Origin of the sequence: Burkholderia sp. BCC1985 (genome assembly GCF_905339915.1) — a bacterium.
Classification (GTDB): Bacteria; Pseudomonadota; Gammaproteobacteria; order Burkholderiales; family Burkholderiaceae; genus Burkholderia.
Genome location: NZ_CAJPGY010000035.1, coordinates 1 through 22280, shown reverse-complemented (window position 1 = coordinate 22280; position 22280 = coordinate 1). Strand labels below are relative to the sequence as shown.

Genomic DNA, 22280 nt, shown 5'->3' with positions numbered 1-22280 from the left:
CGACGATGGCCGAAAAGAACCAGCAGCCGACCGCGAAGCGCCTGCGCGAGGCCCGCCAGAAAGGCGACGTGCCGAAGAGCGCGGAGACGATCTCGTCCGCGTTCTTCGTCGGCGTGTGCGTCGCGCTCGCGGTCGGGCTCGGCACGTTGTTCGCGCGGCTGCAGGCGCTGTTCCGGCTCGTGTTCGATGCGGCGGGCGCCAGCGATCCCTCCGCGCGGCTCGCGGTGCTGATCGACGGCGCCGCGCGCGACTGGGCGCTGCTGTCCGCGCAGATCGTCGCGGCCGGGCTGCTGGCCGGCCTGCTCGCGGGCTTCGTGCAGGTGGGCGGCGTGATGGCGTGGAGCCGGCTCGTGCCGCAGCTGTCGCGGCTCAATCCCGCCGAGGGGCTGAAGAACATGGTGTCGATGCGCAACCTCGTGAACCTCGCGAAGATGCTGCTGAAGACCGTGCTGCTGGTCGCGACGCTCGGCTGGCTGATCGTCGAGTCGCTCGACCCGGCGGTGCAGTCCGGCTTCACGCGGCCGATGTCGATTCTCGCGCTGATCGTGAAGCTGCTGATGCTGCTGTTCGGCTGGGCCGCGCTGATCTATATCGTGATGGCGCTGATCGACATCGTGCATCAGCGGCGCGAGTTCAATCAGAAGATGAAGATGTCGATCGAGGAAGTGCGGCGCGAGCACAAGGAAGATGAAGGCGACCCGCACATCGAGGCGAAGCGCCGGCAGCTCGCGCGCGAAGCGCAGTTCTCGTCGCTGCCCGACCGGATCGGCTTCGCGTCGGTGGTCGTCTATTCGTCGAGCGTCGCGGTCGCGCTTTATTACGGCGGCGTCGGCACGCTGCCATGGGTGCTCGCGCGCGGCGAGGGCGAGGCGGCCGAGCGGATCGTACGGCTCGCGCGCGACGCGCTGCGTCCGACGCTTGCGAACGCCGGCCTCGCGCAGGCGCTGTACGAGAGCACGCCTGAAAAGGGCACGATCCAGCAACGGCATTTCCGCGAAGTCGCGCAGTTGCTGAAGTGGGCGACCGGCGCGGCCTGACGTGCTCGAACTGTCGGGGCCGGAACATCGAAAGGCGCGCGGTTCAGCGATGCGTCGTGATGCGGAACCGTTTCCGCTTCACCGGGCCGGTCGCACGCAGTGCTTGACGCCGGTTTTTTTCCGGGTTCTTCCGAGATTCACCCATGAATTATTGCTGATTTATTTCTTCGTAATATGGCTCGACCGTCAGCCGGACGGCGGGCTGCGAGGTTGCGCCGCCGCTGACGGAACAGGTCAACAGAGGCAGACAAATCAATGTGCGGAATCGACGGCTTTCTGAATAGCGTCGCCTTCGATGAGGAGACAGCGCGCGGCACGCTCGCGCGAATGACGGCGAGCCTCGCGCATCGCGGCCCCGACGGGCAGGGCCTCTGGGTCGACCCGGAAGCCGGTATCGCGCTCGGCCACCGGCGGCTTGCGATCGTCGATCTGTCGGTCCACGGCCGGCAGCCGATGGCATCGGCGTGCGGCCGCTACGTCATGGTCTTCAACGGCGAAATCTATAACCATCGCGAGTTGCGCGCGGAGCTCGGGCGCGCGGGTCGCGCACCGGCGTGGCGCGGCCACTCCGACAGCGAGGTGCTGATCGCGGCGATCGCCGCGTGGGGCGTCGAGGCGGCGCTGCGGCGCGCGACCGGCATGTTCGCGTTCGCGCTGTGGAATCGCGCGTCGCGGGTGCTGACGCTCGCGCGCGACCGGATCGGCGAGAAGCCGCTCTACTACGGCCGGATCGGCGACGCACTGGTGTTCGCGTCGGAGCTGAAGGCGCTGCGCGGCTACCCGGGCTTCGACGGCACGATCGATCGCGACGCGCTGTGCCTGTACCTGCGCCAGTCGAGCGTGCCCGCGCCGCATACGATCTATCGCGGCATCAGCAAGCTGCCGCCGGGCACCTTCATCCAGTTCGAGCATGCGCGCGACACGCCGCGCCCGCGCGCGTACTGGACGCTCGAGCAGGCGATCGAAGCCGGCCGCGAGCAGCCGTTCGAGGGCAGCGCCGACGAGGCCGTCGATCAGCTCGACACGATCCTGCGCCAGGCCGTCGCGCGGCAGATGGAAGCCGACGTACCGCTCGGCGCGTTCCTGTCGGGCGGCATCGATTCGTCGGCGATCGTCGCGCTGATGCAGGCGCAGTCGGCGAAGCCGGTCGACACGTTCACGATCGGCTTTCACGAGGCCGGCTACGACGAGGCCGGCTATGCGAAGGCGGTCGCGCGCCACCTCGGCACGCGGCATACCGAGCTCTACGTGACGGCCGACCATGCGCTCGGCGTCGTGCCGAAACTGCCGACGATCTATGACGAGCCGTTCTCCGACGCGTCGCAGATTCCGACCTTCCTCGTGTCGGAGCTGACGCGCCGGCACGTGAAGGTGAGCCTGTCCGGCGACGGCGGCGACGAGCTGTTCGGCGGCTATACGCGCTACTTCCTGACGCCGCGCCTGTGGCGCAAGCTGCATCGCGTGCCGGCGGCGGTGCGCGCGCGGATCGCCGCCGCGCTGCATGCGCTGCGTCCCGATCATGCGGACCAGCTCGCGGCGGTCGCGCAGGGCGCATGGAGCGGCGTGGAAGCGCGCGACTCGGCGACCCGCATCGGCGACCGGCTGCACAAGCTCGGCCACGTGATGACGGCCGAGAGCCGCATCGCGCTGTACCGGCTGCTGATGTCGTCGGTGCATCATCCGGAGCGCATCGCGCTGGCCGGACAGGAACCGCCGACCCCGCTCGATACGGTGTCTGCATGGCCCGCGAACCTGAGCTTCGCCGAGCAGGCGATGGCGATCGACACGCTCACGTACCTGCCGACCGACATCCTCGCGAAGGTCGATCGCGCGGCGATGGCGGTGAGCCTCGAGACGCGCATGCCGTTCCTCGATCATCACGTCGTCGAATTCGCATGGCGCGTGCCCGCGTCGGTGCGTTTACCGGAAGGGCAGTCGAAGGCGCTGCTGCGCCGGCTGCTGGACCGGTACGTGCCGTCGGCGCTGATCGACCGGCCGAAGCAGGGCTTCTGCGCGCCCGTCGATCACTGGCTGCGCGGCGCGCTGCGCGACTGGGCCGATGCGTTGCTGCAGCCGTCGCGGCTGCGTGACGAGGGCTTTTTCGACGCGGCGGCGGTCGACCGGCTGTGGCGCCAGCACCAGTCGGGCCGGATGAACTGGCAGCATCAGCTGTGGACGGTGCTGATGTTTCAGGCATGGCTGGAGGCGCAGCGCGCTGCGTGAAGCGGGGTTTCGCGCACGCTTGGAGGCACAGCGCGCTGCACGAAGCGGGATGACGCGGCGCGGTTCGGATGTGCCAGGCATGGCTGGAGGCACGGCGCGCCGCATGAAGCGGGGCGACGCGGCACGCCGCGTCATCCGATGCACGTCATGCCGGCGTCGCGTCGACGCTCACTGATCGAGACAGCGCACGCACAGCCGCTTCGCCTGGCTCGCCGGCAAGCCGCGGCACATCATCACGACCGGGCGCGCATGGCACGACGGCGCGTCGGCGGAGGCCGCGGGCGACGCGAGCCTGCGCGCGCGTTCGGGCGGCGTGGTCGCGGCCGCGTTCATGCGCCGTTGTCGCGCGGGCGGCGGCATATCGCTCACCACCGGAATCGGTTCGACGCCGCCTTCGCGCGCATTGCGTTGCGCGCTCGCGACGACGCGGCTCACGTAGCCGCTCGAGAACCCGGTCGTGAAGTTGCCGCTGTAGTAGCACGACAGCGCCGCGCGCAACGCGGCCTGCGCGGGACGGCCGGTATTCGACGAGCGCGCGAAGCATTCGGTCAGGATCGCGCCGCCCGCCCGCAGGTTGCGGCACGGTTCGAACATCGTCGTGTCGTCGAGGCCGTATTTCGCGAAGTTTCGTTCGTTTACCTGAGCGAGGCCGACACTGTAGCTGAAGCCGCGCGCGGCCAGCTCGCTCGTGGTCGCGCGCGCTTCGTCGAGCGACGCGGGCTGGCGCGTCAGGTGGCCGCCGACCACGCCGATCGCATACGGGTTGAAACCGGATTCGGTGCGCACCAGCGCGGCGAGCGTGTCGGGATCGACGTTCGGCGCGCACGCGCGCGCGAGCTGCGCGAAGCCGGCGGCGCTGCCGGCCGCGTGCGCGCTGCGCGGCTGCAGGCCCGCGCAGGCGAGCGTCAACGCCAGCGCGATTAGCACGGCCGGCGCGATCACTGCGCGCAGGTTCGGCACGACGCTGCGCAACGCGCGCGCGTTCATCCCGCCCCCGCCACGCGATACGACAGCACGAGCCCGTGCACGAGCAGCGACCAGCCGTCGAGCGCGACGAACAGCAGCAGCTTGAACGGCACCGAGATCGTCGTCGGCGAGATCATCTGCATCCCGAGCGCGAGCAGGATGTTCGCGACCAGCAGGTCGACGACGATGAACACGATGTAGATCACGAAGCCGATCTGGAATGCCTTGGTCAGCTCGGCGAGCGTGAAGCTCGGCACCAGCACGAGCAGGTCGTCGTCCTTGATGCCGTCCGCGCGGTTCTTCGGCCAGACCGAGGTTGCCGTGCGCACGAAGAATTCGCGGTCGCGCTGCCGCGTGTGCGACACCAGGAAATCCTTGACCGGCGGCAGCGCGGCATCGGCGAGCGCGCCGATATCGGCGGTCGACAGCTGCCCCGACGCGTCGAAGTGGCGTGCCTGCAGCGCGTCGCGGATCGACATGCCGACCGGCGCCATGATGAACAGCGACAGGATCAGCGCGATGCCGTTCAGCACGAGGTTCGGCGGCACCTGCTGGATTCCGAGCGCGGAGCGCAGCAGGCCGAGCACCACCACGAGCTTCGTATAGCTCGTCACCATCAGCGCGGCGAACGGCGCGATGCCGAGCGCGGCGATCACCGCGATCAGCGCGACCGGATTCGGCAGGCTGCCCATCGTTCAGCGCTCGCGCGGCGCGGGCTGCGTCAGCGTGACGACGCGCACGCCGAGCTTCTGGCCGACCGCGATCAGGTGCCCGGTGCCGATCAGCATCCCGTTCGCGACGAGATGGATCACGCTCTGGTTGATGCCTTGCTGCAGCTCGATCACCGCGCCCGGTTGCAGCGCGCCGAGTTCGCCGAGCGGGATCGACGTGGGCGGCAATTCGAAACGCAGGTCGACCGCGAGGCCGTCGAGCGAGCGCGGCGCATCGTCGGGCGGCGCATCGTGCGCGCTCGCGGGCGGGGTGTCGGTGCGGGTCGGTTCCAAAGGCATCTCCCTGATTCGTTCGACGGTCAGCCGGTTGCCCGACGGCCGTCCGGTGATCTCCCACGCCGGCGCGGCCGGCACCCGCGCGACGCACAGCAGGTTCTGCTCGTGCGCGCGCCAGCGTTCGATCGCGATGATGTCGCCGCCGACGACGTCGGCCAGCTCGGCCATCGTCAGCTCGGTCCGGCCGATCTCGAATACCAGCTGCACCGGCAGGCCCGCATACGCGGCGCCGGTGTCGGGCCGCGCGGCCGCCGGCGTCGGTGCTGCGAAGAACACCGCTAGCGCGTCCGGCGCATCGAACAGCAGCGCGCCGTGGCAGCGCCAGGCGCCGTCGGCGCGACGCAGCTCGAAGCGCAGCGCGGCCGGCGCGGTGCGCCACGCGGGCACGCTCGCCGGCGGCGGCAGCAATTCCACGCGCTGCCGCGTCGCGGCCTGCAACACGGCCGAGAGCGGCGCGGCGAGGTCGGCGAGCAGCGCCGCGCGGATCACGGCCGGCACGGCCGGGTCGGCCGCGTCGCCGAGCCATGCGCTTTCCGCGACCGGATCGATCCACAGCGTGCCGGCGGCCGGGCCGATGACGAAGCGGTAGGCATGCGCGTCGGCGGCCGGTTCGGCATCGACGCGCCAGCGCACCTCGTACGCGTGTTCGCCGAGCGTGATCGGGACCGCGGCCGTCGCGCCGTACGCATGCGACAGCCCGCGCGCGGCGGCGGCGGACAGGCGCGGCAGCCAGGGCGACGCGTCGAGCGCGACCGCGGCCGGCGGGGGCGGGATGGCGGCCGGGGTGGCGGCGGCGGGTGGCGCCCGGTTCGCGGCGTCGCCGGCGTCGGCATTCGTCAGGGACAGCGCAGGCACGGCGGGATCAGGGCGGATTCGGCGTTGGTTCGACGGGTTGTTGTGGCCGGCGGCGCAGGGGGCGCGCGGCTGCTGCGTCGATTGTAGGGACGCCGCCGGCCGCGTGCCGCGCCGGAATCCGTAGTCGTGTGCAGCGCGGGGCCGCGCGGGCGGCGGCGAGCTACGAAGCCTTTTGTCGGGGGGCGTGGCGGGGCGGTGGTGGGTCGGCGCGGTGTCGCGGCGGCGTGGCGTGCGATAGCGCAGCCGCTAATCGACGGCACGCGCGCTTGCATGCGACTGCCGCAAACGCGGCCGCCGCCCGATGGCGGCGGTCGTGTCGCGGCGGGGAAGGCGTGCCCGGCCACGAGACGCTCCGGGTCGCGCGTGCAGCGCCGTGGAGGAGCCTTGCCGGCGCGCCGCGCTGCGGCGGCGCGCGGGTGAGCCGCTACGCGTTACGCGTAGTCGGCGGCCAGCGCCTGCTGCGGGGCGGCGCGCAGGATCGGCGCCACATCGTGGCGTTCGACGTGCGTCATGGCCGCGCCGAACAGCACCAGCCGATAGCCGACCGCATAGATCGGGATGATCCGCAGGTTCTTGTCGTGATCGAGCTGCAGCTTCGAACGGATGCGCGAGATATGGGTGTCGAGCGTGCGCGACGACACGCCGAGCTCGCGGCCCCAGACCGCTTCCTGGATCGCTTGCCGCGGCACGATTTTGTTCATGTTGTCGAGCAGGAATTCGACGACATCGAATTCACGCGGCGTGATGTCGACGACTTTGTTGTCGATTTCGATCGTGCGGCGCACGAAGTTGATTTTTATGTTGTCGATGTACAGGTATTTGCAATCCATGTTGGCCCTCGCATGTCCGTAAAGGAGTGTTTGCGGGTCATGTACCGCAACTTCCGGGCCAGGGACGCGCTGACAGGGATCGACGGGCGGTCGGAGCGGGTGGGCGGCGCGCCAGCCTTGAATCTAAAAGAATTTTTAACGTGGGGCGTGTGGTGTGCTTCGGAAGGGTCGGAGCAACATTGAAGGATTGTTACGTAGCATCCGGCGGGAACGTTACGGGCGTTACGGGCGGCGTAACGTTGGGGAATGCGCTGACGGCAGGCGACGCGTTCGCGCGACATGGCGCAAAATCGAGCAAAATCAACCCTACACTGAACCCTACATTCAACCCAACCAATAATCATGAAAAATGCATATAAATCATAGATATAAGTCGCTATAATCGGCTACATCAAACCCTACATTCAACCCGACATCGAACCCTCCCGGCGAAGCATGACAACCGTTGCCACCTTTGAACCGCTGTTTCCCGAGGACCGTGTCCTCGATCCGCTGCTTGATCAGGCCGGCCAACTCGTCGATTCGTCGCAACGGTTGCTCGCGGTGAGGGATACGCCATTGGCACGCGCGCTCGTTCCGCAGTTGCGCGCAATGAATTCGTACTATACGAACAAGATCGAAGGTCAGCACACGACCCCCGCCAAAATCGAGGCGGCGCTTCATCGGGATTATTCGACCGATATCGTCGAGCGCAAGAAGCAGCGCTTCGCGGTCGCGCATATCGCAACGGAAGCCGCACTCGAGGAAGAATGGGGCGGCCTTCCGCTCGCCGCGCTGTTCGAGCCTGCGCGAATTTCCGTCATCCACGAGCGGTTCTTTTCGTGCCTTCCCGCAGATGAGCGAATCACCGACGATGGTCAAATCGTTGTTCCGGGCGAGCTTCGGCGCTCCGATGTGACGGTCGGGCGCCATCTGGCACCGGAGCCCGAGATGATCGAGCCGCTGCTTCAGGCCTGGGCGACGCGTTACGCCCGTATCCGCGCGAGGGAGTATCAAGTGATCGGGATCGCTTGCTCGCATCATCGCCTGGCGTGGGTACATCCGTTCATGGACGGTAACGGCAGGGTTGCGCGTCTGCATTCGCATCTTGGACTGCGCGCCGCCGATCTCACCCACGGGCTGTGGTCACCGCTTCGCGGATTGGCGCGCGAGCATGAGCAGTATTACGCGAGGCTGAGCGAAGCCGATCAGTCCCGGCGCAATGATCTGGACGGCCGGGGCAATCTGACTCAGGAAGGGCTGGTCAGGTTCGCGCGGTTCTTTCTGGCCTGTTGCGAGGATCAGGTCGGATTCATGGTGCGTATGACGGAATTCGACGGAGTCACCGGACGCATGCTCGATCTATTGCGGTACCTCGAATTCAATCCATGGAGCATCCGTTCGGAAAAGTCCGTCATCAAGGCGGAAGCCGCTGCGCTGGCCATGGAATTCGTCGCACTGCGTCGCGCCGTCACGCGCGCGGAATTCACGCAGATGCTGGGAGTCAGTGACGTGCTGGCACGCCGTATCGTTAGATCGCTGCTCGATTTCGGGCTGCTGACTTCTCCTTCGCACCGCGGTGAGCTTTCCTTCGGGCTGCCGCTCGCGGCACTGCGATTTCTTTTCCCCAGGCTTTGGCCGGAAGTCGAACAGGAGTGACCGGTCCGGCGTGATCGTGTCGCGTGCCGCAGGCGCCAGCGCAATAAAAAACCGGCCGCGCAACGTTCCCGTCACGCGGCCGGCCCGGCGTCTCTTCGTTCTGCCCGTCAAGCCTTCGCCGTATCGCCCGAATCGAACGGCAGCACGTAATGCCGCTTGCCGGTCGCCGCGAAGATCGCGTTGGCGACCGCCGGCCCGACCGGCGCGACACCCGGCTCGCCGACGCCCGTCGGCGCCTCGGCCGACGGCACGATATGCACCTCGACCTTCGGCATCTCCGCCATCCGCAGCACGTGATAGCCGTCGAAGTTGCGCTGCTCGACATGGCCGTCCTTCAGCGTGATCGCGCTGTGCAGCGCCGCGCCGAGCCCGAAGCCGATGCCGCCTTCCATCTGCGCGGCGACGATGTCGGGATTGATCGCGATCCCGCAGTCGACCGCGCACACCACGCGTTCGACCTTCACCTTGCCGTCGGCGTCGACCGACACTTCCGCGACCTGCGCGACATAGCTCTTGAACGCCTCGGCCACCGCGATCCCGCGCCCGCGGCCCTTCGGCAGCGGTTTCGCCGGATCCCAGCCGGCCTTCTGCGCGGCCAGCTCGAGCACCGCGCGCATCCGCGGCTCCTTCGCGAGCAGGTCGCGGCGGAACAGGTACGGATCCTTGCCCGCCGCGTGCGCGGCTTCGTCGATGAACGCCTCGACCGCGTAGGCCGTGTGCGAGCTGCCGACCACGCGCCACCACAGCACGGGCAGGCCGACCTTGGTGGTGGTCAGTTCGACCGACACGTTCGGCACCGCGTACGGCAGGTTCGCCGCACCCTCGACCGACGTCGCGTCGATTCCGTCCTTGACCATGAACGCCTCGAACGGCGTGCCGGCGAGGATCGACTGGCCGACGATCCGGTGGCGCCAGCCGACCAGCCGGCCGTCCGCGGTCAGCCCCGCGTCGAGCTTGTGGAAGTACATCGGGCGATAGAAGCCGCCCTGGATGTCGTCCTCGCGCGTCCACTGCAGCTTGACCGGCTTGCCGTCCGCGCCGAGCGCCTTCGCGATCGACACGGCCTCGACCACGTAGTCCGACCACGCGTTCGCGCGCCGGCCGAAGCTGCCGCCCGCATACAGCGTGTGGATCTGCACCTGCTCGGGCTTCAGGCCCGCGACCCTGGCGGCGTTGCCCTGGTCGACCGTCTGGAACTGGTCGCCGGCCCAGATCTCGCAGCTGTTCGCGGTCAGCTTGACGACCGCGTCGAGCGGCTCCATCGGCGCGTGCGCGAGATACGGAAATTCGTAGGTCGCGCTGACCTTGCGCGCGGCGCCCGCGATCGCCGCGTCGGCATCGCCGTCCTTGCGGGCCGACGCGCCGGGCTGCGCGGCGAGCTGCCGGTACTCGCGCATGAGCTGGTCCGAGCTGCGCTTTTCGGCGTTGGTTTCGTCCCAGTCGACCTTCAGCGCGTCGCGGCCCTGCTTCGCGGCCCAGAAACCGTTCGCGACGACCGCGACGCCACCCGGCACCTGCACGACCGACACCACGCCCGGCACGGCCTTCGCGGCCGTCGCGTCGAACGACTTGACCGTCGCGCCGAAGCGCGGCGGGCGCTGCAGCAGCGCGACGCGCATGCCGGGGAAGGTCGTGTCGAGCGTGAAATGCGCGGTGCCGTTCGACTTGGCCGACCCGTCGACGCGCGCAATGCGATGGCCGATCAGCTTGAAGTCGGCCGGCTGCTTCAGCGTGACCTTGTCGGGCACCGGCAGTTTCGACGCGTCGGCGACAAGCGTGCCGTAGGCGGCCGTCTTGCCGCTCTTCGCATGCGTGACGACGCCGTTGGCGGTGGTCAGTTCGCCGGCCGGCACCTTCCAGCGCGCCGCGGCGGCCGACACGAGCATCGCGCGGGCCTTGCCGCCCGCTTCGCGCAATTGCTGCCACGAGTTCGCCATGGCCGAGCTGCCGCCCGTGCCCTGCATCGTGCCGAACGCGAGGTTCGCATAGCGCTTCGCATCGGCCGGTGCGCTTTCGACGCGCACGCTCGACCAGTCCGCGTCGAGTTCCTCGGCGACGATCGTCGCGATGCCCGTATAGGCACCCTGGCCCATTTCGACATGTTTTGCGATGACCGTGACCGTGCCGTCGGGCGTGATGCGCAGGAATGCATTCGGCGCGAAGTCGGCAGCGGGCGCCGTCGCGGCGAGCGCGCGGCGGCCGAGGCCGGCCCATTCGAAGCCGATCGTCAGGCTGACGGCGGCCGCGGCACCGGCGGCCTTCAGGAACGTGCGGCGCGACGGTCGCACCGAGCCGGCGTTGTCGAGTTCGATCGTCATGGTCAGGCTCCCAGCGTCGCGGCCGCGTCGTGGATCGCGGCCCGGATCCGGGCGTAGGTCGCACAGCGGCAGATGTTGCCGTTCATCGCGGCGTCGATGTCCGCGTCGGTCGGCTTCGGGTTCTGTTCGAGCAGGGCGGTTGCCGACATGATCTGGCCGGACTGGCAATAGCCGCACTGCGGCACCTGCAGCTTCACCCAGGCGGCCTGCACGGCCTGCGCGGGCTTGCTCTCGAGGCCTTCGATCGTCGTGATGTGCTTGCCCGCGATGCCGGCGAGCGGCAGCACGCACGAGCGCACGGCCTGGCCTTCGAGATGGACGGTGCACGCGCCGCACTGCGCCATGCCGCAGCCGAACTTCGTGCCGGTCAGCCCCGCATGCTCGCGGATTGCCCAGAGGACGGGCATCGACGGATCGGCGTCGAGCGTGACACTCTTGCCGTTCAGGACAAACGTGGTGGGCATTTTTTGTCTCCGTGGGGAAAACCCGGCATGCGCCGGATAAGGGGGGAGTGTGCGCGAACGGCCGATTTTTACGTCTACCCAATCCTGCAAATTTATTGAACAATCCTGCAAATCCCCGGCGCGGCGGCGAGCGATTCGCTATGCTCCCGCGATTCAGGGAAATGAGGCGAGGAATCCGTCATGGACATGACCGATATCGCGGCGTCGCGCGAATCCGGGCGGCGCGAACTGGCGTCGCTGATCGGCCGGTTCGCGCCGACGGACGGCTCCCACTCGACGGCCGTGCCGGCGCTGATGCTGCATCGGCATGCGCATCCGGTCGATCTCGGCTGCGGCGTGTCGCGTGCCGCGCTCGTGATCGCCGCGCAGGGCGCGAAGCGCGTGATCGTGGCCGGCCAGGCCTACGAATACGACACGCGCAATTGCCTGATTACGTCGATCGACTTGCCGATTCTCTCGCGCGTCACGCAGGCGTCGCCCGACGCGCCTTACCTGTGCCTGTCGCTCACGCTCGATCTGCAGCGCATCGTCGAACTCGCGGCCGAGATGCGGCTGCCCGAGCCCGATGCGGGCCCGGAAGGCGAGGGCATCGCGCTCGCCGAGTTGACGCCGCCGCTGCTCGATGCCGCGCTGCGGCTGTTGCGGCTGCTCGATACGCCGGCCGACATTCCGGTGATCGCGCCGCTGATCGAAAAGGAACTGCTGTACCGGCTGATGACGAGCGGGCAGGGCACGCGGCTGCGGCACATGGCCGTCGCGAGCAGCCAGACGCACCGGATCGCGCGTGCGATCGAATGGATCCGCGATCACTACGCGGAGCCGATGCGCGTCGACACGCTCGCACAGGCGGTCAACATGAGCGTGTCGTCGCTGCACCATCACTTCAAGCACGTGACCACGCTGAGTCCGCTGCAGTACCAGAAGCAGCTGCGGCTGCACGAGGCGCGGCGTTTGCTGTTGCGGCAGGGCGGCGACGTCGGGTCGGTGGCGGCGACCGTCGGCTATGAAAGCGCGTCGCAGTTCAGCCGCGAATACAGCCGGCTGTTCGGCGCGCCGCCGATGCGCGATGTCGGGCATCTGCGCAAGAAGGAATTGCTCGGCACCTGACGGCAGTGCCGGTCGTGTCGACCGCATCGGGCCCGGCTTCGTCGCGCGATGCGCGGCTCGCCGGAACGGGATGACACGCAATCGATGTGCCATGGCCGCCGCACGCAGGCGCAACGGGACAGCGGAGCGTGCCGCCACGCCGCGCACGAACTTCTGTTTCAAGCATGCATCCCGGAAACGGGCGAACCGATACGGAAAATGCCGGCAGGATGCGAACCGACGGGCCGAAACGCGCAATAACACCGCTCCGCCCCGCACATTCTGCATGGATCGCGCATTTCACGACCATGTTTCGCGCGATGAGATTCGCAGTCGAAATCGATTCGAAAATGTTTCTCGCGCGCAGCGCGCGTTCTCATCCCAGCCGTTGGAGCACGATGGTTGCCGGTACTGGATGTCGGTGAATTGAAGGAAAACAGTAAAAATCGATAAAGTGTGTTCAAGGCCGCATGGCGCACCTGCCGTCGTTTTTTCCGATATGCGGCGTGAAAGCCATGTCGGCTCGCGTCGTATTTACCGGTTTTTGCCGCGCGTTCGCATCGCCGGCCGATGCTCGATATCGTCGGTATTTTCACGGATGAATCAATTGCGTTTCGCGGCGGCGGGTGCGCACGTCCGGAACGATAGCGATGTCAGCCGCGCGGGTCCCGCAGAACCGGTTGTCGCGCGCTTAGATTCACGATTTTTTCGCGTACGGGAAGGCTGCCGAACGGGCTGCGGCAGGCGGTTTGCCGGGGGCCGAAATGTACATCGGCCGGGATATGCGACGGTGCAGTTCTCAAGTATGAAACATCCGTTCGACACCCCCTTGCGCGAGGCCCCGCGGGCCGCGTTCGTCCGCCTTTTCCGGCATTGCTTCGCGCCATTCGATGATCGGCGCGTGCTGCCGACCGTTATCGCGATACATTCCTGAAACAAAAAATTCGATTCCCGGCGATATTGCGGGCGCCGCGAACGATACGCGACGCGCAACCATCGGTGGAATCACGCATGGCATGCCGTTTGCGATATTGGACGCACCGGCGAGCGGTCGACCTGATGCAACAAAGATGGGGGGCGGCCCGTTCGTCAATAAGCAGTCGGGGAAATAGCGATGAAGACCAGAAGCAACAACTTGATGCGCGCATTCCTTGCGCACCCGTGGGGTAGTCGGACAGCTCGGAACAGGACTCGCGATGCAGTGCCAGCTTCGCGGGTTCGTTGCCGGTTTCCCGGTATCCGCGCGTTGCGCGTGCTGGACCGCTTGTCGTTTCTCACGACAACCGGCCGACAGCCGTGCTCCCCTTCATTCAGCTCGTCCGGATGGGCCATGCTGTCCGTGCCGGACAGCTCGACGCCGAATCGTTTCCGCTCGTGCCGAGCCGTATCCGCTGCGCCGGGCCGATGCCGGCGCTGGCTGGACTAGCTCGCATACCCGTCGGCCGGATTGCCCGGAAGATCTTTGATCGGTAGCCCAGGGAGAAGCGATGCCGCCTGACTGTAATGCAGGCCCGTTATCGCCGCGATAACGCGCATGTTTTCGATGGCACTGCATTCACGGTAGATAACTGTACTCACGCATTTTCGATCGCTGAAGCGGATGCCATGTGCCGGTATGCCGTGTAAGCAAATTTCGAAAACGACTGATCCCGAATGGCGAATGCCTGTTTCCGGGTGCGTGCGTCGATTCGTTTTCCGATTGATAAATGATCGATAACTCATATCGAGAATAAATATAAAAATTTCGGAAAACTAAAAAAATACGAAACCAGGATTCGGATCGCCGAAAAATTATGCGGCCATCGGATTCGAGATGAATCAATTCTTTGTAATTAGATAGTGATCCTTATGTTATGGGGATTGCTCAGGGCTGGAAAGTTGAAGGCGTGCAGCTTTCCTCGCTTGTTCCGTCCACGCCGTTATGGAGTCGACCATGAAGAAGCTTCTGATTGCAGCCGCAGTTCTGGCGGTTTCGGGTGCAGCATTCGCCGGCAGCGGCACGGTATCGACCAGCAATTCGTCGAGCGGCGGCTCGACGATTGCCGGGGTTGCCGGATTCGGCCATTTCACCGCGACCGATTCGGGTGCCGCACTCGGCGCAGCCGGTGCCACGGCTGGCGGCGGCAGCAGCGGTTCGATCTCGTACACGAGCCACGTCCAAACGTCGACGGTGGGCGGCTTCGGCTTCGGCGGCGCGCAAGCGGGCGGCAACAGCGGTGCGAATGCCGGCTCGATCGGCTGGACGTATCACCACTGAGCCGCGGCGCGCAGCGTTCGTCATTGGCTGGTGGCACGGACGCCGGGTTTCGTTTCGCGAGGGCGAGCCCGGCGACTTCGCCATCAAACTTTCTCACGGCAAGGAATTGCTATGAAAGCCAAAGTCATTTTAGCGACAGCGCTCACCGTCCTTTCGTCGGCCGTATTGGCCGCCGGTCCGTCCACGACCAACCAGACGCAATCCGTTGCAGCGGGTGTGTCCGGTTCGGTGCTGGTCGGCTCAGGCAGCTATACGAGCAATTCGAATTCGGTCGCGGGCGCAAGCGCAGGAAGTACCGTGACACCCGCTGGTTCAACCGGCACGGCATCGGCCTTCCACAACTCGACTTCGACGGCCAGCGGCTGGGGCTCGAACGGGGGCGCGTTCGCGGCAGGCGGCGGTATCGGTGCCGCAGGTTCGTACGGTGGAAACAGCAGCACGAACGAGAACGCGAATGCGCTGTCGGGAGGGGTGACCGCCACGATCGTCCTCGGCGCGAACCACTACACGGCCAGCGGCGGGAACGATCAGGGTATCGCCAACGCGGGTGCTGCCGGGTTGACGGGCAGCGGCGGGTCGGGCGCGATCGCGGGTTCGAATCACTACAACGCGTCGACCGTGTGGAGTACCGGTCCGGCCGGTTCGCCGTCTGCATCGGGCGGAAGCCAGGGGAGTTCGAGCGCGACCGGGAGCAGTCACTAGTCGGGTGCGGGGGACCAGTTTCCCAGCGACGCTGGTCTCTTTTCCGCACTGTTGTTCAAGTAAGGAGTTGGCATGAAGCAGAACCTGATTGCCGCCGCTCTGATGCTCGCGTCTCTGACGGCATATTGCGCTGACCGCGCTGCCGAGGACGTGCAATCAAATTTGCAGACGTCGAACCCTGCAACCAATCCGTCGGAACAACACACGCTTTCGTCGGGCAGTGCCATCGGCGCACCGGATTCCCTGGCGTGGCCGGGAATGTCGGGCGGTTCGTGGTCCCAGCTGGGTAGCGGCTGGAAGCAGTTCGGGGAAGCGGGCAAAGCTGAAGGCATTCGGGGGAATTAGTGCGGTTGCCTGGGTCGGAGGTCAAACCTCGTCCGGAGAGTGAAATGAACAGCAACAAGATCAGGGCGGCATGTGCCGCAATGTTCGCGATGGCCGCGATCGGTGCCCAGGCGCAGACTGCCGACTCGACTTCAAGTTCGCAGTCCTCGACGTCGTCGACGGCGATCAGCCAGGGCGGCGGCTCGAGCATGAACACGAACGTCACCAGTTCGCGCGGCGGCAACGCCAGCAGTGCCAGCACGAGCGGCGTGCGCGGCAGCGGCAATTCGAGCGTGAACGTGAACGTTACGATGCCATCCAGCACGAGCGGCGGCTCGAACGTGACGCCGCAGAGCGTGAGCTCGCTCCAGTCGGCCGGCTCGCCCGGCACCAATCCCTACAACACCCAGGCGTCGGAAAACGTCAACTATTCGGGTACCCAGACGATCAAGACGAACCCGGCGATCCAGGCGCCCGGACTCACGACCACGCTGTCCGATACCTGCATGGGCTCGGTGAGCGTCGGCGTGTCGTTCCCGGGCTTCGGCGCGACGGGCGGCACGACCCTGGTCGACCAGGCGTGCGTGCGTCGTCTCGATGCGCGGGAATTCCGCGCGATGGGGTTGACCGACGTCGCGCTCGCGCTGCTCTGCCAGAGCGATGCGAACCGGCGCGCGGTGGAAGCGACCGGGCATCTGTGCCCGGGGACGACCACGCCGCTCGCGCGCTCGAATGTGGCGCCGTCCGCCGAAGCGACCGTTGCCGACGACGTGAAGTATCGCGATCCGCTCGTGCGAAACCGCATGGGCCTGCCGCCGCTCGATGCCGCCGCGCCCGTGCAGATTCGCCCGGTGGCGACGACCGCGGTCCAGGCGGCGCCGATTCCGGTTCCGGTGCCCGCGCCGTCGATGGTCGCGCCGGCCGTCAGCGCGGTGCCTGCCGCGACGCAGGCGGCCGCCGTGAAGGCATCGCAAGCGGCTGCCGTCGTGCCTGCCGTCGTCACCGCGCCGGTTGCCGCGGCAGCACCGGCGGTGAGTGCTGCGCCTGCCGTTGCCCCGGCTGCGATGAGCGCGGTGCCGGGTGCCGCCATCGTTGCCGCGGGGGGCTTCGCGGACAAGGCGCCGGAATCTGCGCCAGCGGTTGCGGACAAGGCGCCGGTACCCGCGCTGCCGGCCGCTGACATGGCGCCGGAACCCGCGTCGACGGTTGCGGACAAGGCGCCGGAACCCGCGTCGACGGTCGCCGACAAGGCACCGGAACCGGCACCGGTTGCAACCGACACCGCAGCGCAAGCCCCGGCAGCGCTTGCCGTCGACGCGAAGGTGCCGGACACCGCGCAAGCCGCACCGGCCCCGACCGACGCTGCAGCGCCCGAGCCCGCGGTCGATGCGAAGGCTGCCGAGCCGGCAACGCAGGCGGCAGCCGAAGCGCCCGCACCGGAGGCCGCGTCGCGCGCCACGGCGGCAGCCGCTGCCGACACGCCAGCCGTCGACGCAAAGGCGACCGGCTTGGTCGAATCCGCGCCCGCGCCGTCCGCCGACATGCCGGCCGCGCCGGATCCAGCCCCGGCCGCGGCCGACCAGCAGGTCGCCCCGGCCGCGCCGGCGATGCCGGCTCCGACCGTCATCTCGACGAGCACATCGTCGTAGGCACGCGGGCGACGCTTCCGCGCGACCGGCAAGCCGGGCCGCACGGGAACGCCGGGATCCGCTGTGCGACGCACGGTGCAAGTTGGACGGGTGTTGATCCCTCCCCGAGGTCAACACCTCTTTTTGCCTGACGAGGGTACGAGGAGGCCTCAATCATGAGGATCTTTTGGGTCGCGCTGCTGCTGGTCGACACACAAGCCGCCGCACAGTCGGTTTTCCAGAACCCCGCGGTCTTTGTCATCCTGAGCGAGCAGACCCTCGCGAACGCCGCGAGCGTCCAGCAGGCGCTGACGACGCTCGGCCGCGCGGACAACACGGCATGCGTGCCGATGATGATGGTTGGCGATCCGCAGATGGTCTACATGATGCCGGAGGAGGGACACGCCCCGTCGTGGCAATCGCCGGTGTACGGCCGCGGCGCGCCGTTCGAGGCGCAGAACGGGCCGACCGCGACCGGCAAGACGATCGGCGCGATGCAGCACGCAGAGGACATGCAGACACAGCCGTGGAGCGACAGCAGTGCGATCACGCAGAAGATCGCCGGCGAGTCGAACCTGTCCGCGTCGGCGCGGGTCAGCGACTGGCAGCGCAAAGGATTGAACACGATCGAGACGGCGCCCGCGACGCAAGTGACGGTGAACGGCAAGACCTACCGCACGTATCGCGAGGAACTCAACCAGGCCGCGCGGCCCGTCGTCGAACCGCAGATCTACACGCAGCGTGTCGTGTTCTGCCGATGACGAAACTTTCCGGAGCGGACATGCCGGTAGCGCCGCGTGCGGGCAGGGAGGCCCGCCGTGCACCGCTTCGCGCCGCCCGCTCCGTCAGACAACCCTATGCGGCGAGGCCATCATGAACCATTGCTGCCAGATCAGCCTGTCAGGCCCGCACGAGGACGAACGGGCCGCATACGCGCCGCCGTTCGTTGCGGCCCGGCGTCACCTAACCGTGCTGTCGCGCCCGCTCGTCTATCTGTCGCAGCATCCCGATGCGGGGCTCGTCGACTGTCTCGCGTCGCGCGGCTGGGATGTGTGGCGCGCGAAATCCGTTGCGGACGCATTCAATCTCGTGAAGGCGAACCGCCTGCATGCGGGCATCGTCGATTTCGACGGCTTCGCGTCGCCCGACGTCGCGTCGTTCGAGACGCTGCTGCGCGATCCGCGGATCGGCTGGGTCGCGCTCGCCGACGGCGAGCGGCTGCGCGATGCCACCATCGCGCGCCTGATTCGCCAGTGCTGCTTCGACTACGTGCGCAATGCGACGGCCTACACGACGATCGGATATCTCGTCGGCCATGCATACGGGATGCTGAAACTGGCGGAAAGCGATCCGGCCGACGATGCCGCGCCGCCCGGCGGCGTGATGATCGGCGCGTGCGCCGCGATGCGCCGCCTGTTCGCGACGATCCGCAAGGTCGCGAACACCGAGGCCACCGTGTTCATCGCCGGCGAATCCGGCACCGGCAAGGAGTTGACCGCATCGGCGATCCACCAGCATTCGTCGCGCGCCGACGCGCCGTTCGTCGCCGTGAATTGCGCGGCGATTCCGTCGACGCTGCTGCAGGCCGAACTGTTCGGTCATGAGCGGGGCGCCTTCACCGGCGCGCATCAGCGCAATATCGGCCGCATCGAGGCCGCGCACGGCGGCACGCTGTTTCTCGACGAAATCGGCGACATGCCGTTCGAGAGCCAGGCGAGCCTGCTGCGGTTCCTGCAGGAGGGCAAGATCGAGCGGCTCGGCGGGCGCGCGTCGATTCCGGTCGACGTGCGGATCGTGTCCGCGACTCACGTCGATCTCGAGTCCGCGATGCAGGCGGGGCGGTTCCGCCCGGACCTGTACTACCGGCTGTGCGTGCTGCGCATCGACGAGCCGCCGCTGCGCGCGCGCGGCCGCGACATCATGCTGCTCGCCGATCATGTGCTGCGGCGCTATCGCGGCGAAAGTTCGCACCGGATTCGCGGCTTCATGCCGTGCGCGATCGAGGCGATTCACAACTATGCGTGGCCCGGCAACGTGCGCGAACTGATCAACCGGATTCGTTTCGCGGTCGTGATGACGAACGGCCCGCTGATCTCGGCCGTCGATCTCCAACTGAACCAGTACACGTCGCATCGGCCGCCGACGCTCGCGGAATCGCGCCGGCAGGCCGAGCGGCGCACGATCGAGGAAACGCTGTTGCGGCATCGGCATCAGCATGCCGACGTCGCGGCGGAACTCGGCATCTCGCGCGCGACGCTGTACCGGCTGATGACCGCGCTCGGCCTGCACGGCTGACGCCGGTTGCGGCCGCGCGGCACGCGGCCCGACGTCGCGCGGCCCACGGCCCACGGCTCGCGGCTCGCGGCGTCAGGCCGGCCGTTCGAAGCCCGATTCGACCCAGCGTGCGGCGCTGGCCTTGTTGAGCTTGAACCCGGCGGACACTTTCGCGTCGGCCAGCAGTTCGCCGTACGGGTCGAACGCCTTCAGTTGCGCATACGGCTCGAACTCGTCCGGCACGATGTCGAGCGTGACCGACACATCCTGCCCGTCGCCGTCCTGCACCGTCACTTCCTTGTGCAGCATCGCGCGGCGCTGCTGCTCGTGACGCATCAGCACCTCGGTCGCGGTCTTCACCAGCGTGCGGAACGCGTTCGCGTCCATCGGCTTCGGGTTCTTCTTGTCGCGACCCATGGTCCACGGGCAGACGAGCGCGGGCTCGGCTTCGCCGTCCTTGATCATCTCGACGGCCCAGCCGTCGTCGTCTTCGTTCTTGATGATGCGGGCCGTCCAGCCGTTGTCGCGCCAGAGGCAGTCTTCGTGGATGGTGGTGTCGTCGGATTGCAGATCGGATTCGGTCATGGAGGAAGCGGGAGTACGGGCCGCCGGCGAACGGGCGGGGCGCGCGGCCGGCAACGGCGCGCTGCCCCTGGCCGGTCGCCCGGAATGGCATGCAAAGGCCGCAATTTTACCCCGCGGGCCGTCGGTGCGGCCCGTGCGACCCGTCACGTTGGCTGTCAGGACGAGGGCGATACCAGCCAAACGGTCGGGCCGGCGCCAAAAATCAAACTTGTACTACGTCCCCGCAGGCCGCTCTATTCACCGTCCGATATCCCGTCCAAGCGTCGCCTCATAGAATAACGATCGGGATAAAAATATCTCACTCGTGAATTCAATGCCACGCCGGTCGTGCGCGCATTCCGCGCCGCGCGCCCGGTGAACCTTCTGGAACCGCGCATGGGGAAATTCAATATTCGCACCATCTTTGCATACGACTGGCCGTTGACGCTCGCCGGCATGGAGCACATTGCCGGCGACGTGTGCGCAATCGATCTCGTCGGTGTCTGCCGGACGCCGGACGAACTCGTCGCGACCCTCGACACGCTCGATTGCGACATCGCGCTGGTCGATTATTCAGTCCGCGGCGATGCGCAGATGAACGGCTTCGCACTGTGCGAGTGGCTGCGACGCATGCGTCCGAACGTCGGGATCGTTGCGTTGGTCGGGAACGAGAACCCGGTGATCTTCCGCTCGATTCTCTCGCAAGTCGGCGCGAGCCTCGTGAGCAAGTTCGACGAGGTGGGCCATATCGTCACCGCGATTCACTCGAGCTACAGCGGCGGTCACTATCTGTCGCCGCTTGTGCGCCGCGCGCTCGATGCGTTGGCCGAACACGATGCGCCGCCGGTGAAGCTTTCGACGCGCGAGATCGAGGTGATTCGCCTCTATCTGGCCGGCATGCCGATCAAGGCGATCGCGCAGCGGCTGAACAAGGGCAAGCAAACGGTCAGCGCGCAGAAGATCAGCGCGATGAAGAAACTCGGCGCGAGCAACGACATCGAGCTGGTCCAGCGAGCGGCCGCGCTGGGGCTCGACGGCTGCAAGGTTGCGAGCTGCCTGGGCGGTGCTGAGCAGGCGGGGAGCCGAGAACAGGAATCACGAGCGCTATATCGGTAGCAGCGACATTCCGGAATCTTTCTTAGGGTCGCGTCGACTGGAACAATCGTTTGGTTGTCCTTCATATCGAAAGGCTGAACGCGTGATTGTCCAGTGCGTCGGCGCTTCGTCTTGCTGACGTCTGAGGAGGGCCGATGCAGGGGGGGCACTTTGCATGCCTCCCCCACGATCATCGGTCGGAACGAAAGGAAGCGCGTGCCGATATCGCTCCGGCGTTATGTGCGGCCTAGGGTTGCGCGTACATGAAAGCGACCGGCGGCCGACGCAGACCGGTTCGGGAGGCCGGCGACGCGGTTCATCAAGAAGAATGGTCAAGATATATGAAGGAATGCAGATGAGCGATTCATTTTCCGATGCGCGGCCAGTAGCAGCCGCTCGAACGGGGGCGCGCGGCGCTGAAGCCATAGCCCGAGACGGGCCGGCGCCGCGACCGAAACCGCCGCCGATCGTCGTCGGCCGCGTCGAAGGCGTGACGATGTTTGCGAAGAACACGCCACTCATCTGCATCAAGCAATTGCCCTTGCCCGGTATCGTGATCTTCGTGCATGGGGTGAATTCCGAAGGCGAATGGTTCGAGGCGTCGGAGGAAGGGCTGTGCGCCGGGCTGAATCGAAGGCTCGGACGTCTGGACGATCAGATGATGTATCACGGTATCGATGCGGGGCAATTGACGCCCGCAAAGTACACGGAGAGTGTGACGCCGGATGGGTTCCTGAACCCTGATTTGCTGGCAGACAATTACATCAAGCCCGAGCCGTCGTTTTCGCCCGTCATTCATTTCCGCTGGGGCTATCGCGCGACTGCTGCGGAATTGAAGGAGTATGGCGACAAGATCTTCCTGAACGAGAAGGACTATTGGGGCGGCGGCCCGTTCACGAACGGCTGTGCCAGCCTGCCCGATCTTTGGCACGGCGGTCTGGATGATCGAACGATGGGCTGGATGACCGTGCAAGGCATCAACCCGACCAATCGGCCGCTGTACCGCGCGCCG

The 22280-nt window shown here is 66.9% G+C and carries 19 protein-coding genes and 1 pseudogene; 12 read left to right on the top strand and 8 right to left on the bottom strand.

The features are described from left to right. Positions 1 to 5 precede the first annotated feature (5 nt). On the top strand, positions 6 to 1037 hold the full coding sequence (locus tag U4Z31_RS27850; protein ID WP_124920859.1) for an EscU/YscU/HrcU family type III secretion system export apparatus switch protein: 1032 nt from the start codon (positions 6 to 8) through the stop codon (positions 1035 to 1037). Between the two features lie 255 nt (positions 1038 to 1292). After that, positions 1293 to 3260, top strand: coding sequence for an asparagine synthase (glutamine-hydrolyzing) (asnB, locus tag U4Z31_RS27845; protein ID WP_321812012.1), 1968 nt, complete (start codon positions 1293 to 1295; stop codon positions 3258 to 3260). A gap of 168 nt (positions 3261 to 3428) precedes the next feature. Here the strand turns inward: asnB and U4Z31_RS27840 are convergent, their stop codons facing one another. The 4 genes from U4Z31_RS27840 to U4Z31_RS27825 form a co-directional block, all read right to left on the bottom strand. Then, entirely contained in the window at positions 3429 to 4247 is an 819-nt protein-coding gene (locus tag U4Z31_RS27840) for a lytic transglycosylase domain-containing protein (protein ID WP_321812011.1), read from the bottom strand. After that, positions 4244 to 4918 (bottom strand): type III secretion system export apparatus subunit SctR, encoded by a 675-nt coding sequence (sctR, locus tag U4Z31_RS27835; RefSeq protein ID WP_044847619.1) that lies wholly within the window; start codon positions 4916 to 4918, stop codon positions 4244 to 4246. Before sctR ends, U4Z31_RS27840 begins: the two co-directional genes overlap by 4 nt. Before the next feature lie 3 nt (positions 4919 to 4921). Beyond that, positions 4922 to 6088, bottom strand: coding sequence for a type III secretion system cytoplasmic ring protein SctQ (gene sctQ, locus U4Z31_RS27830; protein WP_321812010.1), 1167 nt, complete (start codon positions 6086 to 6088; stop codon positions 4922 to 4924). Between the two features lie 431 nt (positions 6089 to 6519). Then, positions 6520 to 6918: a winged helix-turn-helix domain-containing protein gene (locus U4Z31_RS27825; protein WP_321812009.1), complete on the bottom strand. Its 399-nt coding sequence runs from the start codon at positions 6916 to 6918 to the stop codon at positions 6520 to 6522. Positions 6919 to 7353: 435 nt separating this feature from the next. On the opposite strand from U4Z31_RS27825, the gene U4Z31_RS27820 reads away from it, so the two are divergent. Further along, on the top strand, positions 7354 to 8556 hold the full coding sequence (locus U4Z31_RS27820; protein ID WP_321812008.1) for a Fic family protein: 1203 nt from the start codon (positions 7354 to 7356) through the stop codon (positions 8554 to 8556). Between the two features lie 107 nt (positions 8557 to 8663). Here U4Z31_RS27820 and U4Z31_RS27815 read toward each other — a convergent pair whose 3' ends face one another. After that, positions 8664 to 10874 carry a xanthine dehydrogenase family protein molybdopterin-binding subunit gene (locus U4Z31_RS27815; RefSeq protein WP_321812007.1) on the bottom strand — a complete coding sequence of 737 codons (2211 nt, stop codon included), beginning with the start codon at positions 10872 to 10874 and terminating at the stop codon, positions 8664 to 8666. A gap of 2 nt (positions 10875 to 10876) precedes the next feature. Then, complete coding sequence (locus tag U4Z31_RS27810) at positions 10877 to 11338, bottom strand: (2Fe-2S)-binding protein (protein WP_044846636.1); 462 nt, start codon at positions 11336 to 11338, stop codon at positions 10877 to 10879. A gap of 180 nt (positions 11339 to 11518) precedes the next feature. Between U4Z31_RS27810 and U4Z31_RS27805 the strand changes: the two genes are divergently transcribed. Next, positions 11519 to 12445 carry an AraC family transcriptional regulator gene (locus U4Z31_RS27805; RefSeq protein ID WP_257769274.1) on the top strand — a complete coding sequence of 309 codons (927 nt, stop codon included), beginning with the start codon at positions 11519 to 11521 and terminating at the stop codon, positions 12443 to 12445. A 778-nt stretch (positions 12446 to 13223) separates the two neighbouring features. On the opposite strand, the gene U4Z31_RS27800 is transcribed toward U4Z31_RS27805, so the two are convergent. Further along, positions 13224 to 13583, bottom strand: coding sequence for a hypothetical protein (locus tag U4Z31_RS27800; protein ID WP_135801005.1), 360 nt, complete (start codon positions 13581 to 13583; stop codon positions 13224 to 13226). Positions 13584 to 14357: 774 nt separating this feature from the next. Between U4Z31_RS27800 and U4Z31_RS27795 the strand changes: the two genes are divergently transcribed. The 6 genes from U4Z31_RS27795 to U4Z31_RS27770 all read left to right on the top strand — a co-directional run bounded on the left by U4Z31_RS27795 (position 14358) and on the right by U4Z31_RS27770 (position 19630). Next, positions 14358 to 14681, top strand: coding sequence for a hypothetical protein (locus U4Z31_RS27795; RefSeq protein WP_044846715.1), 324 nt, complete (start codon positions 14358 to 14360; stop codon positions 14679 to 14681). A 111-nt stretch (positions 14682 to 14792) separates the two neighbouring features. Continuing rightward, the gene (locus U4Z31_RS27790; protein ID WP_124485385.1) at positions 14793 to 15383 is read left to right on the top strand and encodes a hypothetical protein; all 591 of its coding nucleotides are present in this window, start codon (positions 14793 to 14795) and stop codon (positions 15381 to 15383) included. A gap of 72 nt (positions 15384 to 15455) precedes the next feature. After that, positions 15456 to 15728 carry a hypothetical protein gene (locus U4Z31_RS27785; RefSeq protein ID WP_124522334.1) on the top strand — a complete coding sequence of 91 codons (273 nt, stop codon included), beginning with the start codon at positions 15456 to 15458 and terminating at the stop codon, positions 15726 to 15728. 44 nt (positions 15729 to 15772) lie between these two features. Beyond that, the gene (locus tag U4Z31_RS27780) at positions 15773 to 17356 is read left to right on the top strand and encodes a chemotaxis protein CheA (RefSeq protein ID WP_321812006.1); all 1584 of its coding nucleotides are present in this window, start codon (positions 15773 to 15775) and stop codon (positions 17354 to 17356) included. A gap of 155 nt (positions 17357 to 17511) precedes the next feature. Beyond that, positions 17512 to 18096 (top strand): hypothetical protein, encoded by a 585-nt coding sequence (locus U4Z31_RS27775; RefSeq protein ID WP_321812005.1) that lies wholly within the window; start codon positions 17512 to 17514, stop codon positions 18094 to 18096. A 112-nt stretch (positions 18097 to 18208) separates the two neighbouring features. Next, entirely contained in the window at positions 18209 to 19630 is a 1422-nt protein-coding gene (locus U4Z31_RS27770; protein ID WP_321812004.1) for a sigma-54 dependent transcriptional regulator, read from the top strand. A 72-nt stretch (positions 19631 to 19702) separates the two neighbouring features. Here U4Z31_RS27770 and U4Z31_RS27765 read toward each other — a convergent pair whose 3' ends face one another. Further along, positions 19703 to 20194 (bottom strand): hypothetical protein, encoded by a 492-nt coding sequence (locus U4Z31_RS27765; protein ID WP_321812003.1) that lies wholly within the window; start codon positions 20192 to 20194, stop codon positions 19703 to 19705. A 375-nt stretch (positions 20195 to 20569) separates the two neighbouring features. Here U4Z31_RS27765 and U4Z31_RS27760 point away from each other — a divergent pair, with 375 nt between their 5' ends. Together U4Z31_RS27760 and U4Z31_RS27755 are read left to right on the top strand one after the other, a co-directional pair. Continuing rightward, positions 20570 to 21289, top strand: a complete 720-nt coding sequence (locus U4Z31_RS27760) for a response regulator transcription factor (protein WP_321812002.1) — start codon at positions 20570 to 20572, stop codon at positions 21287 to 21289. A 334-nt stretch (positions 21290 to 21623) separates the two neighbouring features. After that, a pseudogene (locus U4Z31_RS27755) lies at positions 21624 to 22280 on the top strand (hypothetical protein); the annotation flags it as partial.

What these genes read in the sequence shown, in the direction of transcription:
- U4Z31_RS27850 (WP_124920859.1), top strand. Translation starts at nt 6, where the DNA reads ATGGCCGAAAAGAACCAGCAGCCGACCGCGAAGCGCCTGCGCGAGGCC.
- asnB (WP_321812012.1), top strand. Translation starts at nt 1,293, where the DNA reads ATGTGCGGAATCGACGGCTTTCTGAATAGCGTCGCCTTCGATGAGGAG.
- U4Z31_RS27840 (WP_321812011.1), bottom strand. Translation starts at nt 4,247, where the DNA reads ATGAACGCGCGCGCGTTGCGCAGCGTCGTGCCGAACCTGCGCGCAGTG.
- sctR (WP_044847619.1), bottom strand. Translation starts at nt 4,918, where the DNA reads ATGGGCAGCCTGCCGAATCCGGTCGCGCTGATCGCGGTGATCGCCGCG.
- U4Z31_RS27825 (WP_321812009.1), bottom strand. Translation starts at nt 6,918, where the DNA reads ATGGATTGCAAATACCTGTACATCGACAACATAAAAATCAACTTCGTG.
- U4Z31_RS27820 (WP_321812008.1), top strand. Translation starts at nt 7,354, where the DNA reads ATGACAACCGTTGCCACCTTTGAACCGCTGTTTCCCGAGGACCGTGTC.
- U4Z31_RS27815 (WP_321812007.1), bottom strand. Translation starts at nt 10,874, where the DNA reads ATGACGATCGAACTCGACAACGCCGGCTCGGTGCGACCGTCGCGCCGC.
- U4Z31_RS27810 (WP_044846636.1), bottom strand. Translation starts at nt 11,338, where the DNA reads ATGCCCACCACGTTTGTCCTGAACGGCAAGAGTGTCACGCTCGACGCC.
- U4Z31_RS27805 (WP_257769274.1), top strand. Translation starts at nt 11,519, where the DNA reads ATGGACATGACCGATATCGCGGCGTCGCGCGAATCCGGGCGGCGCGAA.
- U4Z31_RS27795 (WP_044846715.1), top strand. Translation starts at nt 14,358, where the DNA reads ATGAAGAAGCTTCTGATTGCAGCCGCAGTTCTGGCGGTTTCGGGTGCA.
- U4Z31_RS27790 (WP_124485385.1), top strand. Translation starts at nt 14,793, where the DNA reads ATGAAAGCCAAAGTCATTTTAGCGACAGCGCTCACCGTCCTTTCGTCG.
- U4Z31_RS27785 (WP_124522334.1), top strand. Translation starts at nt 15,456, where the DNA reads ATGAAGCAGAACCTGATTGCCGCCGCTCTGATGCTCGCGTCTCTGACG.
- U4Z31_RS27780 (WP_321812006.1), top strand. Translation starts at nt 15,773, where the DNA reads ATGAACAGCAACAAGATCAGGGCGGCATGTGCCGCAATGTTCGCGATG.
- U4Z31_RS27775 (WP_321812005.1), top strand. Translation starts at nt 17,512, where the DNA reads ATGAGGATCTTTTGGGTCGCGCTGCTGCTGGTCGACACACAAGCCGCC.
- U4Z31_RS27770 (WP_321812004.1), top strand. Translation starts at nt 18,209, where the DNA reads ATGAACCATTGCTGCCAGATCAGCCTGTCAGGCCCGCACGAGGACGAA.
- U4Z31_RS27765 (WP_321812003.1), bottom strand. Translation starts at nt 20,194, where the DNA reads ATGACCGAATCCGATCTGCAATCCGACGACACCACCATCCACGAAGAC.
- U4Z31_RS27760 (WP_321812002.1), top strand. Translation starts at nt 20,570, where the DNA reads ATGGGGAAATTCAATATTCGCACCATCTTTGCATACGACTGGCCGTTG.